A 13432-nucleotide genomic window follows, 5' to 3' on the forward strand; every position below is an offset into this window, starting at 1 on the left:
TTCAGCTATCGGCGAGAGAGCGCAGCCTTGCCTTGACCTCCAGAAAGTCCCGCCACGCGAACTTCTTGTGCGCCGGGTTGCGCAGCAGATAGGCAGGATGCAGCGTGGGCATCGCGGGAATGGAGAGGCCGGACGCGGTGACATGGGTTTTCCAGTTGCCGCGCAACCGCATTACCCCCTCGGTCGTGTTGAGAAGGGTTTTCGCTGACGGACCGCCAAGCGTCACCAGAACCTTGGGGTTCGCCAGTTCGATCTGCCGCTCGATGAACGGCCGGCAGATTTCGGTTTCCTGCGGTGTCGGGGTCCGGTTTCCCGGCGGCCGCCACGGGATGACATTCGCGATGTAGACGGACTGCCTGTCGAGGCCGATCGCGGCGAGAATGCGGTCGAGCAATTGGCCTGAGCGGCCGACGAAGGGGAGCCCTTCCATATCCTCGTCGCGGCCCGGCGCTTCGCCGACGAGCATGATGTCGGCATGCGGATTGCCGTCGGCGAAAACGAGGCTCTTGGCGGTGAATTTGAGGTTACACCCTTCGAACGCCGCCATGTGCTCGCGCAATTCGTCGAGTGTGGCGGAGGCAGCCGCCTGCTGGCGCGCCAATGCGACCTGCGCCTCGTCCGGCACGGCAACAGGCGCCGCCGGCGCAACGCTGGGTGCCTCGGCTCGTTGGCGGCCCGGCTTCTGGTCTCGTGCCGTGTTGGCCTGTCCAACTCGCGTATGCTCGGCCACGCGCGCCTCGGACGCAGCGGAAGTCCTGGCTTCGAAGGCGGCGAACCGATCAATCGGCTCGTCGGTCAGCGCCTCGTCCACGCCGGCCTCGGCATAGAACGCCAGCAGTTCGCGCAGACCCACATCCTTTTCGGTCGGAAAAATCATGGCGGGACAATCGTCCGCCTGCGCCGCGTTGGCAAGCCCCGCCGGGGCGGCAGCCAGAACCGCAGCCTATGGCGGGCTTCCTCATGCCAAAGCGATGGCGACAAATCGGCGGCAGACGGTTCCACGTCGCAGTTGGATGGGCTAAGGAGCCTCTAAGCCAGCAACATGGCCGCACCCAGGCCAACCAGAGCAAGCGATTGCGGGGAGAATGATGGAACAAATCGAACGGGAGAGCATGGAGTTCGACGTGGTCATCGTCGGCGCCGGGCCTGCGGGCCTGTCCGCCGCGATCAGGCTGAAACAAGTGAACCCCGAACTTTCCGTGGTCGTGCTTGAGAAGGGCGGCGAGGTAGGAGCTCATATTCTCTCCGGCGCCGTGGTCGATCCGATTGGCGTCGATCGTCTGCTTCCCGGCTGGCGCGATGAAAGCGACCACCCGTTCAAGACTCCCGTCACGGCCGATCATTTCCTCGTGCTGGGCCACAGCGGCTCGCTTCGGTTGCCCAACTTCATGATGCCGCCGCTGATGAACAATCATGGCAACTACATCGTGTCGCTCGGCAATGTCTGCCGCTGGCTGGCGACCAAGGCCGAGGCGCTGGGCGTCGAGATCTACCCGGGCTTTGCTGCGGCCGGCCTGCTCTACAATGAAGCCGGCGCGGTGACCGGCGTCTACACCGGCGACATGGGTGTCGAACGCGACGGTTCGCACGGTCCGAGCTATGCGCCGGGCATGGCGCTGATCGGCAAGTATGTGCTGATCGCGGAAGGCGCGCGCGGCTCGCTCGCCAAGCAGCTGATCTCGAAATACAAACTGTCGGAAGGCCGTGACCCCGGAAAATTCGGCATAGGGCTCAAGGAACTGTGGCAGGTCGCGCCCGAGAAGCACAAGCCGGGCCTCGTGCAGCATTCCTTCGGCTGGCCGCTGGGCATCAAGACGGGCGGCGGTTCGTTCCTCTATCACCTTGAGGACAATCAGGTCGCGGTCGGCTTCGTGGTGCACCTGAACTACAAGAGCCCATGGCTGTCTCCCTTCGAGGAATTCCAGCGCTTCAAGACGCATCCGTCGATCCGCGAGACCTTCGAAGGCGGCAAGCGCATTTCTTATGGCGCGCGCGCCATTACGGAAGGTGGCTGGCAGTCCGTGCCGAAATTGTCTTTCCCTGGCGGTGCGCTGCTCGGCTGTTCGGCAGGCTTCGTAAACGTTCCGCGCATCAAGGGATCGCACAATGCGGTGCTGTCGGGGATGCTGGCTGCCGATCATGTTGCAGCCGCGCTTGCCGAGGGCCGTTCGAACGACGAACTGACGGCTTATGAGGACGCCTGGCGCGACAGCGATATCGGCAAGGACCTCAAGAAGGTGCGCAACGTCAAGCCGCTGTGGTCGCGCTTCGGCACGGTACTCGGCATCGGCCTCGGCGGTCTCGACATGTGGCTGAACACGCTGTTCGGCGTCTCGCCCTTCGGCACACTGAAGCACGGCAAGGCCGACTATGCGACGCTTGATCCAGCATCGAAGCACAAGAAGATCGACTATCCCAAGGCGGATGGCGTCCTGACTTTCGACAAGCTTTCCTCGGTGTTCCTGTCGAACACAAATCACGAGGAAGACCAGCCGATCCACCTGCAGGTCAAGGACATGGCGTTGCAGGAGCGCTCCGAGCACGATGTCTTTGCCGGACCCTCGACCCGCTATTGTCCGGCTGGCGTCTACGAATGGGTGGATTCCGACGGCAATTCCGCAGCGGACCCGTCGATCAAGGATGTGCGCTTTGTGATCAACGCGCAGAACTGCGTCCACTGCAAGACCTGCGACATCAAGGATCCGAACCAGAACATCAACTGGGTGCCGCCGCAAGGTGGCGAAGGACCGGTTTACCCGAACATGTGAGGATAGCCGTGTTCGTCTCGACCGCCGGCTAAAAACTGGCGGCGAAGGACCGGTCTATCGGAACATGTGGGGCTGACGATCCTGCCCTGACGACAAGTCGTCAGGGCAGTTGCGCCAGGGCCGTTGCCAGCGGATCGTCTTCGAGATCAGGCGCTTTGGGTGAAAATTCGACCAGCACCGGCAGATGATCCGAGCCGACCGGCTGAAGCGTGTGGACTGAATGGATCACCAGCTCGCCTTTGGCGAAGATACGGTCGATCGGTAGGCCGGCGAAGCGCAGCCATTCCGGCAGCCGTCGCCAGATCCATGTCGGGTTTGTGGGTCCGAGCGGCTTCATCGCGGCGGCCTTTGCGACCTGGGCAGACGCCTCGCTCCAGGGTGCGGCGTTGAGATCGCCCGCCAGGATCGCGTTATCGCCGAGGTCAGCGAGCGTGGGCGCAAGATCGGCGATCTGTTGCATCTGGCCGAGCGGCCAAGGCCAGTGCAGATGCATCGCGGCGACGTCGACCACGAAGCCTCCGAAATCCACCGTCGCAACGCCGAAAGTTCCCCCGTCCACGCACTTGCCTTCGCTGCCTTCCGCGAAGGGCCTAAGGGAAAGGATCGCCACGCCGCCGGCGTAGCCGTCGAGCGTGCAGAAAAGGCGATAGGGATAAGCGGTTTCGAGCAGCGCCAGCCTTTCCTTCCACATGGGCGATACTTCCTCCAGCGTTACCACATCCGGCCGCACCCTTCCGATGAGCGACAGGACGTCGCCGGGGTTCGGGTTGTTGAAGCGCAGGTTGAGTTGCATCAGCCGATAGACAGGACCGCCCTCAGCTTCGGCGTCAGTGGACGCCTGAACCGGGGCGAAGCCGGGGACAAAGGAAGGTCCCGTGACGTTGACGATCGCCCACACACCGAGGGCGGCGGCAAGCAACCCGTTCCATCGGAAGCCCGGAGAGATCAGCAGGAAGGGCGACAAGCAGACTAGTGCAGCCGCGAGATGAATGCGGAAATGCGCCAGCGAATCGAACGCCGGATGGACCGACCCGAAGAAGCCGCCGATCAGCGCGAGCGAAATCGGGATCGCTGCCAGGAAGGCGATCAGGCCGAGCAGGCGGACCGTTCTGTTTTTGCCCATGCCGTTTTCTTCGCGGGGATTGCGGCCCATTCAAGGTGGGTGGACAGACTCACTGGAACCCGGTTTCGGCAAAGCTCCTGAGCTTGCGGGAATGCAGCCGTTCCTTGGGCATTTCGGCGAGCTTTTCCAGCGCACGGATGCCGATCGTGAGGTGCTGCGCGACCTGCCGCTTGTAGAAATCCGACGCCATACCGGGCAGCTTGAGTTCCCCATGCAGCGGTTTGTCGGACACGCACAGCAACGTCCCGTAGGGCACTCGGAAGCGGAAGCCGTTCGCTGCGATCGTAGCCGATTCCATGTCGAGCGCGATGGCGCGCGACTGCGACAGTCGCTGCACCGGCCCGCGCTGGTCGCGCAACTCCCAGTTCCGGTTGTCGATGGTGGCGACGGTTCCCGTCCGCATAATGCGTTTGAGGTCGTAGCCGGCCAGCCCGGTCACCTCGGCGACAGCCTCTTCCAGCGCCACCTGCACCTCGGCCAGCGCCGGGATGGGAATCCAGACAGGCAGGTCGTCGTCCAGAACATGGTCCTCGCGGACATAGGCATGCGCCAGCACGTAGTCGCCGAGCGCCTGCGTGTTCCTCAGCCCGGCGCAGTGGCCGAGCATCAGCCAGGCATGCGGGCGAAGCACGGCGACATGGTCGGTGATGGTCTTGGCGTTGGATGGTCCGACGCCGATGTTGACCATGGTAATGCCCTCATGCCCCTTCTTCTTGAGATGGTAGGCAGGCATCTGGGGCAGCCGCGCCAGCGTGGGGCCGTCCGCTGACGACTGGCCCGCTGTCGTCACGATGTTGCCCGGCTCCACGAAGGCTTCGTATCCGCCGCCGCCTTCCGCCATCAGCTTGCGGGCGTACAGCGTGAACTCGTCGATGTAGAACTGGTAGTTGGTGAACAGCACGAAGTTCTGGAAGTGGTCTGGGCTGGTCGCGCTGTAATGCGTCAGCCGGTGCAGCGAATAGTCGATGCGCTGCGCGGTGAAGGGCGCCAGCGGGCGCGGTTCGCCAGGCAGCAGCTCGAACGTGCCGTTGGCGATGTGGTCGTCGGTGCCGTCCAGGTCGGGCACGTCGAAAAGGTCGCGGATCGGCCTCTGGATGCGTTCGGCAGCCGAGCCGTTGACATAAGTGCCTTCGAGGAATGCGAAATGCAGCGGGATCGGCGTTTCCGACTCCGAAACGACAACCGGAACCCCATGATTGCGCATGATCAGCCGAAGCTGATCGATCAGATACTCCCGGAACAGGTCGGGCCGCGTGATAGTGGTCGAATAATGGCCCGGCGTCGGCATATGGCCGTAGGCCTGCCGGGAATCTACCTGGCTGTAGGACGACGTGGTCACGCCGACTTCAGGATAGAACGCCCGGTATCGTCTGCTGGGATCCGCGCCTTCGGCAAGGGCAGCGAAGGAGTCACGCAGGAATTTCGTATTGCGCTCGTAGAGCGCCTCCAGGGCGGCCACGGCCTCGCCCGCGTCGGTGAAACTTCTGCGTCCCACGGGCTCTGGCGAGACGACGGATTCGATGGGTTCAGGATAGATTCGCTTTTCCATGACCCACTATAATGGGCCTTTGTGACGGTGTGGAGATGCTGCACATAATTTCGGCAGCAACTCGCGTCACGAGCCGCGCTGCAGGCAGACCATCAGGACGAAGCCGGCGCCGCGCTTCTTCATCGTGGGCGCTTCGATCACCGTATGGTCCGCGGCCTGAAGGCTTGGGACAGCAAGCACTGGAGCGGAAATGACCAGAATGATCGCCAGTGCGCGCGGCAGCAGCCGGAGGCACTTCAGGGTTTCTGTGAGATGGCGGTTCATGGTCGTTCTTCGCTTTCGGTCGTTGAGTGTGTTGAAATCCGGTTCCAGCTCATCGCCGGCAGAAAATCTTCTGTCCGACGAAGCAGGAAGTGGCGCCGGCGGTCTGGTACTGGTTTTTCGACCTGCCAGCCTCCGCGACCAGGATCGCGAACCCCATTCCGAAGAGCGTCACGAGCAGGCAGACGATGGTGAAGCGGCGGGCAAGCATTTGTATTTCTCCCTCAATGTTTGGGAGAATGCCGGAATGGCTCTGAACCGGCCCTGAGATGCCCGTTCATGTGACGTTCAAATTTATTGAGGGCCTTTAACGACTGGCTCGCTTGCGTTTCGGGCACGCCGGCCTATGTCGGAAGGACATTTCTCGGAGACCTGCGATGACGGGACAGACCGCGCCGATCGAACTCTACTACTGGCCGACCCCCAACGGCTGGAAAATCACGATCATGCTGGAGGAACTGGGCGTTCCCTATGAGGTCAAATACGTCAATATCGGCAAGGGCGAACAGTTCGAACCGTCCTTCCTCGCAATAGCTCCGAACAACCGCATGCCGGCGATCATCGATCCCGAAGGGCCAGGCGGAGAGCCGATATCGGTCTTCGAGTCAGGAGCTATCCTGCAATATCTCGGCCGCAAGTTTGGCAGGTTCTATCCGGCGGACGAGCGCCAGCGAGTCGAGGTCGAGCAGTGGCTGTTCTGGCAGGTCGGAGGCCTTGGGCCGATGGCCGGGCAGACGCATCACTTCCGGCAGTATGCGCCTGAAAAGCTGCCCTATGCGATCGACCGCTACACCAACGAGGTCAACCGCCTCTACGGTGTGATGAACAAGCGGCTCGCCGACCGCGAGTTTCTGGCGGTCGACTACTCAATCGCCGACATGGCCTCGATTGGCTGGGTGAAGCCTTACAAGAACCAGGGGCAGGAGATCGAGGACTTCCCGCACCTCAAGCGCTGGTTCGATGCGATCCTGGCACGCCCGGCAGTCGAGCGTGCCCTGATTGTCGGGCAGGACCACCGCAACAATCTCGCGACCGACAAGGAAGCGCAGAAGGTTCTGTTCGGCCAGCGCGCGCGGTCGTAGCGGCTACAGTTTCGTCCATGTCTGCGATCGGCAGATCAGCCCGCCCAGTACGCAGCCGCTCATCTTGAGCGTAGCGCCCGACAGTGCCCCCTTGCCGGAATAGGTCTTGTCGTTTGCTGGATCGGTGATGCTGCCGGTGTAGTTTCCCTCGCCGGCGGCCTTGAACTTGCCGATGCTCTTGCCGGCATGTTTGCCGGTCTTCAGGGTGATGCAGAAGCTGCCGCCGCATGAGGCGATCTGTGCGGTCGCACCCGCCTCTGTGCGCCAGTTGCCCGCTATGGGATCCGCGAACGCCGCCGTGCCCAGCAGCAACGTCGCGGCGGTGACCAGACCAAATCTGCGAAGCATGATGTCCTCCCTGAAAAACAGGCCAAATCTCACCGGGTCTTTGGCGACACGGTAGCCCACCCGAGAGCGTCGCGAAAGCGCACCGCTCTACATCTTGGCGCGTCGCGATGTTTTTCGTGGTTACCGAAGCCTTGAAATCAAGCCACTGCATTTTCGCCAATTTTTCCGAAAATCCGCAGGAATCCAAGGCCTCCCATCCTTAACGTTTTCCCACGTTTACCGCTCGTTTGAACTTTGTTTGCGGCAAATTAAGCACGCCATTTAACGACGGATTCAAGCGTCGGCGGCCATCCTCGAAAACATCGGAAGAGCAACCCGGGGACACAAACGGAGCGGCTCTCCACAACAGGGACAGGGGTAAAAAAAATGGCACGTTTTGAAATGCTCGAGCAGGGTTTCGGCACGATGGGCTCGACGGCCCAGGCGGACATCCTTTTCGAACTGGGCATGATGTATGCCACCGGCCGCGATTGCGACGCCGACGTTGTTGCCGCCCACAAGTGGTTCAACATCGCGGCGATCAAGGGTTCGTCCCGGGCCGCCGAACTGCGCTCGGAACTTTCGGCCAGCATGTCGAAAGTCGACATCGCCAAGGCGCTGCGCGATGCGCGCGAGTGGATGACCGCACACTGATAGGGGAGTACCGGGCCAAGGCCGCGTAAGACGGCCAGGCCTTCGACAACAAGACGCGGGAAAACCGCGCTGTTGTGACGACAGGGAAAAGGCGAGGCCGGGCGTGGGGACGCGCGGACCAACCGAAAAGGCCGCGACCGGACAAAGATCCGGCGCGGCCTTTCTGCTTCTGCCTCCGGCTTTGATTGGGCCAGCCAAAGGTTTTGCGTGGAGTTCCGCTCTCATCCACGGTAGTACGCCGTCATAATCAACAAACTGCCAGGGAGCGCCCAATGAAACTCACTACCATTCTGGCCGTTGCTGCCGGCCTTGCGATCAGTGCGCAGGCAGCCATCGCTCAAGAAGACATCACCATCGCCGTTGCCGGCCCGATCACCGGCCAACTTGCGACGATCGGCGACCAGTTCAAGATCGGCGCGCAGGCTGCCGCCGATGCGATCAACGCAGCCGGCGGTGTCGGCGGCCGCAACATCGTGCTGTCGATCCAGGACGACGTCTGCGATCCCAAGCAGGCCGTGTCGGTTGCCAACCGCATTGCCGCCGAAGGCATCAAGTTCGTCGACGGCCACGCCTGCTCGGGCTCCAGCATTCCGGCATCGGCCGTCTATGCCGAGAGCGGCATCCTGATGATGTCGCCGGCCTCGTCCAACCCGCTGCTGACCGACGATGCCGCCAAGAGCGGCTGGCCGACCATCATGCGCCTCTACACGCGCGACGATGCGCAGGGTGCCTTCATCGGTCCGTGGATTGCCGAGAAGTACAAGGGCAAGAACGTCGTCATCCTGCACGACAAGAGCGCCTACGGCCAGGGCGTGGCTGACGCAGTCAAGGCGACCATGAACGCCGCCGGGCTGAACGAGGTCATGTATGAGGGCATCAACGCCGGCGAGAAGGACTATTCGGCGCTGGTCACCAAGATGAAGAGCCAGAACGCCGACGTCGTCTACTTCGGCGGCTACCATCCCGAGGCTGGCCTGATCCTGCGCCAGGCCGCGGAGCAGGGCTTCAAGTTCCAGCTCATCATGCCGGACTCCATCGCGTCGCCGGAATTCTGGCAGGTTGCCGGGCCGGCCGCAGAAGGCACCCTGTTCGTGTTCCCTTCGGACCCGCAGGCGAAGCCGGAGGCCAAGGAAGCCGTCGAGAAGATCAAGGCCGGCGGCTTTGCGCCGGAAGGCTTCACGCTGTTCTCCTACGCCGTCATCCAGGCGATCGCGCAGGGCATCGAGCGCGCCGGCTCGGACGACCCGGGGAAGGTTGCCGAGGCGCTGAAGAACGGAACGCCGGTCAATACCGTCGTGGGCGAGATCACCTTCGACGAGAAGGGCGACATCAAGAACGCCACCTACGACATCAACCAGTGGCACGATGGCGCCTACGCGCCGATCAAGCCGTAAGCTGCCGACAGACTGCAAAAGGCCGGGCTCGTCCCGGCCTTTTTTTCAGGCTGGCGCTTCCTCGAAGCTGACCAGCACAGTGCCTTCCGAGATCTGCGCGCCCTCGATGGCGATCTCTGAGACGATGCCGTCGCGCGGGGCGGTGATCGTGTGCTCCATCTTCATGGCCTCCAGCACGATCAGCGGCTGGCCCTTGGTGACGGCTTCTCCCTTTGCCGCCCGCACGATCTTGACGAGCCCCGGCATCGGCGCACGCATGCCGGCAGTGCCGATGGCTGCTTCGACGGCCCGCGCAAACGGGTCTGGAACGCCGAATGTGAAGGTGGAACCTTCGGAGAAGACGGCGAGATGTCCGGGCCACCGGGCAGTACGCGGCAGCCGCTCTTCGTCGATCGCGCGGCCGGAAGTCTCGCCCTCGATGCGCACCAGCCATCGTCCGGCTGACAGGGCTGAAACCACGGCGGAAATATCGCTTTCGCCGGACCGAAGATGCGTCCGCTGCTCGACCGGATGGAAATGGGCGTAGCCTGCGAGCGACGACCACGGATCGTCATCGCGCCGCATGGTTTCCAGCCCCGATGCCGAAACGAACGCTGCGGACAAGACATCAGGGGAGGGCTGTGCCGGCGCGGTCAACGACGCCTGTTTCCGGCCGATAAGTCCGGTGTCCAGTGCCGCAGAGGCAAAATCGGGATCGCGAGCGAGGCGCAGCAGGAAGGCGACATTCGTCACTGATCCCGCGATTTCGGTTGCTTCCAGTCCTGCTGCCAACGCTTCAAGGGCCCCGGCGCGATCAGGACCTGCAACGACCAGCTTGGCGATCAGCGGATCGTAGAACGGCGAGATCGTGTCTCCGGCACGGACGCCCGTCTCGACGCGCAAGGCAGGCGAGGGCGGCGGGAAGGCGAGGTGATGCAGTGTGCCGGTCGCCGGCAGGAAATCGCGCGACGGATCCTCGGCGTAGATACGGGCTTCGAAGGCGTTCCCGGAAAGTCTGATCTCGTCCTGCGTCCTTGGCAGCTTTTCGCCGGCAGCCACCCGCACCTGCCACTCCACGAGATCGACGCCGGTCACCATCTCCGTGACGGGGTGCTCGACCTGCAGGCGCGTGTTCATTTCCATGAACCAGAATCTGTCGGGGCGCAGGCCATTTGACGCATCGGCGATGAACTCGATGGTACCGGCGCCGGAATAGCCGATCGTCTTGGCAGCCTTGACCGCGGCGTCCGTCATGGCCTCTCGCATGGGGCCTGTCATGCCGGGGGCAGGGGCTTCCTCGATCACCTTCTGGTGACGGCGCTGGGCGGAACAGTCGCGCTCGAACAAATGCACGACATTGCCGAAGCCGTCGCCGAAGACCTGCACCTCGATGTGGCGCGGGCGTTCAATGTATTTCTCGACCAGCACGCGGTCGTCGCCAAAGGCGGCTTTCGCCTCGCGCCGCGCGGCCGAGAGGGCATCGGCAAAATCGTCGGGACTGTCGACCTTGCGCATGCCCCGGCCACCGCCGCCAGCCCGCGCCTTGATCAGCACCGGATAGCCGATTTCGCGCGCCTTGCCTGCCAGCAGCACGAGTTCCTGGCCCTCGCCGTGGTAGCCTGGCACGACCGGCACGCCGGCGCGTTCCATCAGGCGCTTGGCCGCGTCCTTCATGCCCATGGCGCGGATGGCGGCGGCGGAGGGGCCGATGAAGACGAGTCCCGCCGCCGCGACCTGGTCGGCGAAATCCGGGTTCTCGGCCAGGAAACCGTAGCCGGGATGGATGGCTTCGGCACGCGTGTCGATGGCTGCGGCGACGATGCGGTCGTCACGCAGGTAGCTGTCGCCGACGGGCGAGGGGCCGATATGCACGGCCTCGTCCGCCATCTCGACGTGCAGTGCGCGTGCATCAGCATCGGAATAGACGGCGACCGTCGCCACCCCCATGCGGCGGGCGGTGCGAATGATGCGGCAGGCGATTTCGCCGCGGTTGGCGACTAGGATCTTCTTGAACATTCCTATCTGTTAGCAGCAACCAGCGCGAAATGCGCCCCCTGCGGATCCTGCGCGTTGACGATCCAGCTTCCGCCGGGAACCTCCGTCGGGCCGAAGGTGATGGTTCCACCATTGTCGGTGATGCGTTTTGCAGCCGCGGCGATGTCGGACACCGTGAAGTAGTACTGCCAGAACGCGACAGGCATGTGAGGCGGTTTTGTCATCATCCCGCCAACGCCGTCCTTCCCTCCTGTGTCGAAGACATGGTAGATGCCCATCTCGCCCATGTCGGTCTCCCGGACCTTTGTCCAGCCGAACTGCCCGGCGTAGAAGTCGAAGGCGCTCTTGTAGTCTGTTGCGTAAAGCTCGTGCCAGCCGACATGACCCGGCGTGTTCGGGGGAGCCGGTGGTTGGTCGGGTCCCATCGGCGTCATCAGCATGAATGACGCTCCCTGCGCGTCCGCCACGACCGAGAAACGGCCGACGTCGGGAATTTCCATCGGCGCGCGATAGACTTGTCCGCCCGCCTTCTCGATCTCTGCCGTCGCGGCATCGGTGTCCGCGGCGTAGATGTAGCCAATCCAGCTCGGCGGCGTGGCCATCGCAGCGGCTTCCTCGGGAAGCATCATCAGGCCGGCCACGCCACGATCGCCCGCGTTGAAGATTGTGTACGGCATCTCGGCATTGCCGAAGGGCTCGGATGTCCAGCCGACAACGTTCCTGTAGAACGTTTCCGCAGCGACGACATCCGTGGTCATCAGTTCGTACCAGATGAAAGGTGAAGCCATGTATTCCTCCATTCTCACAGTACGGTGATTTTAGGAGTGCACGTGGCAGCGGGCAAATCGTCTTGGATGGTTCTGATATGTCTCCTGACAGGTCGCGAATGTTGGCGCGCTTCACCGTTGCCACGCCCTGCTTTTGCAGTCTGGCCGTTGTCAAAGAAGGCTCTTCGCCGCCGGGAAGAGAAGTCGGGAAGCGGAGCACGGGGCCGAGCCTCTAAGTAGTTATACGTGGCGCGGTTCCCGCACCCCGCCGGCGTTCTTGCCCCGGCGGAGGACACGGCCGTTGCCGCTGGTCTCCGCAAGGGCCCGGACCTGGGGGTTCATCACCCAGCCAACGCGACCGCAGCGTTGACCGACCCGGCGCCGCCGCCCTCCCTGATACCCGGTGCGCACCAGGTTCCCGTGAGGGCGATGCGAGGAAGTATGCGGGAGGTCGGAAGGGTGTGGAGAGAGAAAATCTACTTCTTTCGTAATTTCAGGCGGTTGGCCGATTTTTGAATGAAATCGCCTCACGTCAAGACGGTCGTCGAACAATAATCTCTAATGCCTGAACGAAGACAATGGGTACCTCAATATTAGAAAGAATGCGGAAAGATGGAGATGCGAAGAGGTGACGCGATTTGGAAATATTGAACGAAAGTTGAGCGTTGCGGGCGACAGTCGATTCTGTTGTCAAACTGCAACTGTCCGCAGGAACCGTACTGCATCACTGATTGACAACTTACAAAGCGCCGCCGTTGTGCTATGTTCATTGTGGGCGGGTTGATGTGGAGTTTTATAATGAGAAGACTGCTGCTCGCTCCCACCTTGCTTCTGGCAACAAGCTTTGGCGCGATGGCCGCTGACGCGGTGGTCATCGAATCCCCTCCTGAAGTGATTATCGCCCCCGTCTTCAACTGGACCGGCGCCTATATCGGCGGCGAGGTCGGTTATCTTTGGGGCGACGGCGACTATGCCGACAGCGTCCTGAACTACGCGACGCCAGAGCCTGACGGCTGGCTTGGCGGCGTCTATGTCGGTTACAACTACCAGTTCACCAACAACGTCGTGCTCGGCGTCGATGCAGACTTTGCATGGACAGGTGCGGACGATACATCCGCCGTCTTCAATGGGGGCCTGCCAGTCCCGGCGTCGCTCGACAGCGATCTCGACTGGACGGGCGCTGCCCGTCTGCGCCTCGGTTACGCGGTCGATCGTTTCCTGCCGTACATCGCGGGCGGTGTGGCATTCGGCAAAGTCAGCGGTTCTTATTATGATGGCGGTGGCGTGCTGGTCGGCAGCGATGACGACACGAGCGTCGGCTGGACCCTTGGCGCTGGCCTCGAATATGCGTTCACCGACAATTTGATCGGCCGTGCGGAATACCGCTACACAGATTTCGGGGACTTCGATTTCGCAATCGGTGGCGGTACTGCAACGACAGACCTGACCAGCAACGACGTGCGTTTCGGTCTGGCCTGGAAGTTCTGAATACGTCTCGGGACAGGGGGACGAGAGACGCCGGCCTTGGGCCGG

General features: G+C 62.5%; 13 protein-coding genes. 5 read left to right on the plus strand and 8 right to left on the minus strand.

From position 1 onward, the window contains the following. Window position 1 precedes the first annotated feature (1 nt). Entirely contained in the window at window positions 2–877 is an 876-nt protein-coding gene (locus ABMA32_RS07720; protein WP_349013113.1) for a uracil-DNA glycosylase, read from the minus strand. Between the two features lie 196 nt (window positions 878–1073). On the opposite strand from ABMA32_RS07720, the gene ABMA32_RS07725 reads away from it, so the two are divergent. Then, window positions 1074–2768, plus strand: coding sequence for an electron transfer flavoprotein-ubiquinone oxidoreductase (locus tag ABMA32_RS07725; RefSeq protein WP_349013366.1), 1695 nt, complete (start codon window positions 1074–1076; stop codon window positions 2766–2768). 100 nt (window positions 2769–2868) lie between these two features. On the opposite strand, the gene ABMA32_RS07730 is transcribed toward ABMA32_RS07725, so the two are convergent. The 4 genes from ABMA32_RS07730 to ABMA32_RS07745 form a co-directional block, all read right to left on the minus strand. Next, window positions 2869–3891 (minus strand): endonuclease/exonuclease/phosphatase family protein, encoded by a 1023-nt coding sequence (locus tag ABMA32_RS07730; protein WP_349013114.1) that lies wholly within the window; start codon window positions 3889–3891, stop codon window positions 2869–2871. Between the two features lie 49 nt (window positions 3892–3940). Then, a complete protein-coding gene (locus ABMA32_RS07735; RefSeq protein ID WP_349013115.1) occupies window positions 3941–5440 on the minus strand; it encodes an AMP nucleosidase in 1500 nt (499 codons plus the stop codon). A 66-nt stretch (window positions 5441–5506) separates the two neighbouring features. Further along, window positions 5507–5704, minus strand: a complete 198-nt coding sequence (locus tag ABMA32_RS07740; protein WP_349013116.1) for a hypothetical protein — start codon at window positions 5702–5704, stop codon at window positions 5507–5509. A gap of 49 nt (window positions 5705–5753) precedes the next feature. Next, on the minus strand, window positions 5754–5912 hold the full coding sequence (locus ABMA32_RS07745) for a hypothetical protein (protein WP_349013117.1): 159 nt from the start codon (window positions 5910–5912) through the stop codon (window positions 5754–5756). A 166-nt stretch (window positions 5913–6078) separates the two neighbouring features. On the opposite strand from ABMA32_RS07745, the gene ABMA32_RS07750 reads away from it, so the two are divergent. Next, on the plus strand, window positions 6079–6783 hold the full coding sequence (locus ABMA32_RS07750; protein ID WP_349013118.1) for a glutathione S-transferase N-terminal domain-containing protein: 705 nt from the start codon (window positions 6079–6081) through the stop codon (window positions 6781–6783). A 3-nt stretch (window positions 6784–6786) separates the two neighbouring features. Here ABMA32_RS07750 and ABMA32_RS07755 read toward each other — a convergent pair whose 3' ends face one another. Further along, entirely contained in the window at window positions 6787–7131 is a 345-nt protein-coding gene (locus ABMA32_RS07755) for a DUF2147 domain-containing protein (protein WP_349013119.1), read from the minus strand. 366 nt (window positions 7132–7497) lie between these two features. On the opposite strand from ABMA32_RS07755, the gene ABMA32_RS07760 reads away from it, so the two are divergent. Both ABMA32_RS07760 and ABMA32_RS07765 read left to right on the plus strand, forming a co-directional pair. Further along, window positions 7498–7764, plus strand: coding sequence for an SEL1-like repeat protein (locus tag ABMA32_RS07760; protein ID WP_349013120.1), 267 nt, complete (start codon window positions 7498–7500; stop codon window positions 7762–7764). Window positions 7765–8036: 272 nt separating this feature from the next. Then, window positions 8037–9158, plus strand: a complete 1122-nt coding sequence (locus tag ABMA32_RS07765) for an ABC transporter substrate-binding protein (protein ID WP_349013121.1) — start codon at window positions 8037–8039, stop codon at window positions 9156–9158. Window positions 9159–9203: 45 nt separating this feature from the next. Here the strand turns inward: ABMA32_RS07765 and ABMA32_RS07770 are convergent, their stop codons facing one another. Together ABMA32_RS07770 and ABMA32_RS07775 are read right to left on the minus strand one after the other, a co-directional pair. Beyond that, a complete protein-coding gene (locus ABMA32_RS07770) occupies window positions 9204–11153 on the minus strand; it encodes an ATP-binding protein (RefSeq protein WP_349013122.1) in 1950 nt (649 codons plus the stop codon). 2 nt (window positions 11154–11155) lie between these two features. Next, window positions 11156–11920, minus strand: coding sequence for a VOC family protein (locus ABMA32_RS07775; protein ID WP_349013123.1), 765 nt, complete (start codon window positions 11918–11920; stop codon window positions 11156–11158). A 777-nt stretch (window positions 11921–12697) separates the two neighbouring features. Here ABMA32_RS07775 and ABMA32_RS07780 point away from each other — a divergent pair. Further along, the gene (locus ABMA32_RS07780) at window positions 12698–13387 is read left to right on the plus strand and encodes an outer membrane protein (protein ID WP_349013124.1); all 690 of its coding nucleotides are present in this window, start codon (window positions 12698–12700) and stop codon (window positions 13385–13387) included. Window positions 13388–13432 lie beyond the last annotated feature (45 nt).

Origin of the sequence: Mesorhizobium quangtriensis (genome assembly GCF_040081925.1) — a bacterium.
Taxonomy (GTDB): domain Bacteria; phylum Pseudomonadota; class Alphaproteobacteria; order Rhizobiales; family Rhizobiaceae; genus Mesorhizobium_K; species Mesorhizobium_K quangtriensis.

What these genes read in the sequence shown, in the direction of transcription:
- ABMA32_RS07775 (WP_349013123.1), bottom strand. Translation starts at nt 11,920, where the DNA reads ATGGCTTCACCTTTCATCTGGTACGAACTGATGACCACGGATGTCGTC.
- ABMA32_RS07760 (WP_349013120.1), top strand. Translation starts at nt 7,498, where the DNA reads ATGGCACGTTTTGAAATGCTCGAGCAGGGTTTCGGCACGATGGGCTCG.
- ABMA32_RS07750 (WP_349013118.1), top strand. Translation starts at nt 6,079, where the DNA reads ATGACGGGACAGACCGCGCCGATCGAACTCTACTACTGGCCGACCCCC.
- ABMA32_RS07735 (WP_349013115.1), bottom strand. Translation starts at nt 5,440, where the DNA reads ATGGAAAAGCGAATCTATCCTGAACCCATCGAATCCGTCGTCTCGCCA.
- ABMA32_RS07720 (WP_349013113.1), bottom strand. Translation starts at nt 877, where the DNA reads ATGATTTTTCCGACCGAAAAGGATGTGGGTCTGCGCGAACTGCTGGCG.
- ABMA32_RS07740 (WP_349013116.1), bottom strand. Translation starts at nt 5,704, where the DNA reads ATGAACCGCCATCTCACAGAAACCCTGAAGTGCCTCCGGCTGCTGCCG.
- ABMA32_RS07765 (WP_349013121.1), top strand. Translation starts at nt 8,037, where the DNA reads ATGAAACTCACTACCATTCTGGCCGTTGCTGCCGGCCTTGCGATCAGT.
- ABMA32_RS07770 (WP_349013122.1), bottom strand. Translation starts at nt 11,153, where the DNA reads ATGTTCAAGAAGATCCTAGTCGCCAACCGCGGCGAAATCGCCTGCCGC.
- ABMA32_RS07755 (WP_349013119.1), bottom strand. Translation starts at nt 7,131, where the DNA reads ATGCTTCGCAGATTTGGTCTGGTCACCGCCGCGACGTTGCTGCTGGGC.
- ABMA32_RS07745 (WP_349013117.1), bottom strand. Translation starts at nt 5,912, where the DNA reads ATGCTTGCCCGCCGCTTCACCATCGTCTGCCTGCTCGTGACGCTCTTC.
- ABMA32_RS07780 (WP_349013124.1), top strand. Translation starts at nt 12,698, where the DNA reads ATGAGAAGACTGCTGCTCGCTCCCACCTTGCTTCTGGCAACAAGCTTT.
- ABMA32_RS07730 (WP_349013114.1), bottom strand. Translation starts at nt 3,891, where the DNA reads ATGGGCAAAAACAGAACGGTCCGCCTGCTCGGCCTGATCGCCTTCCTG.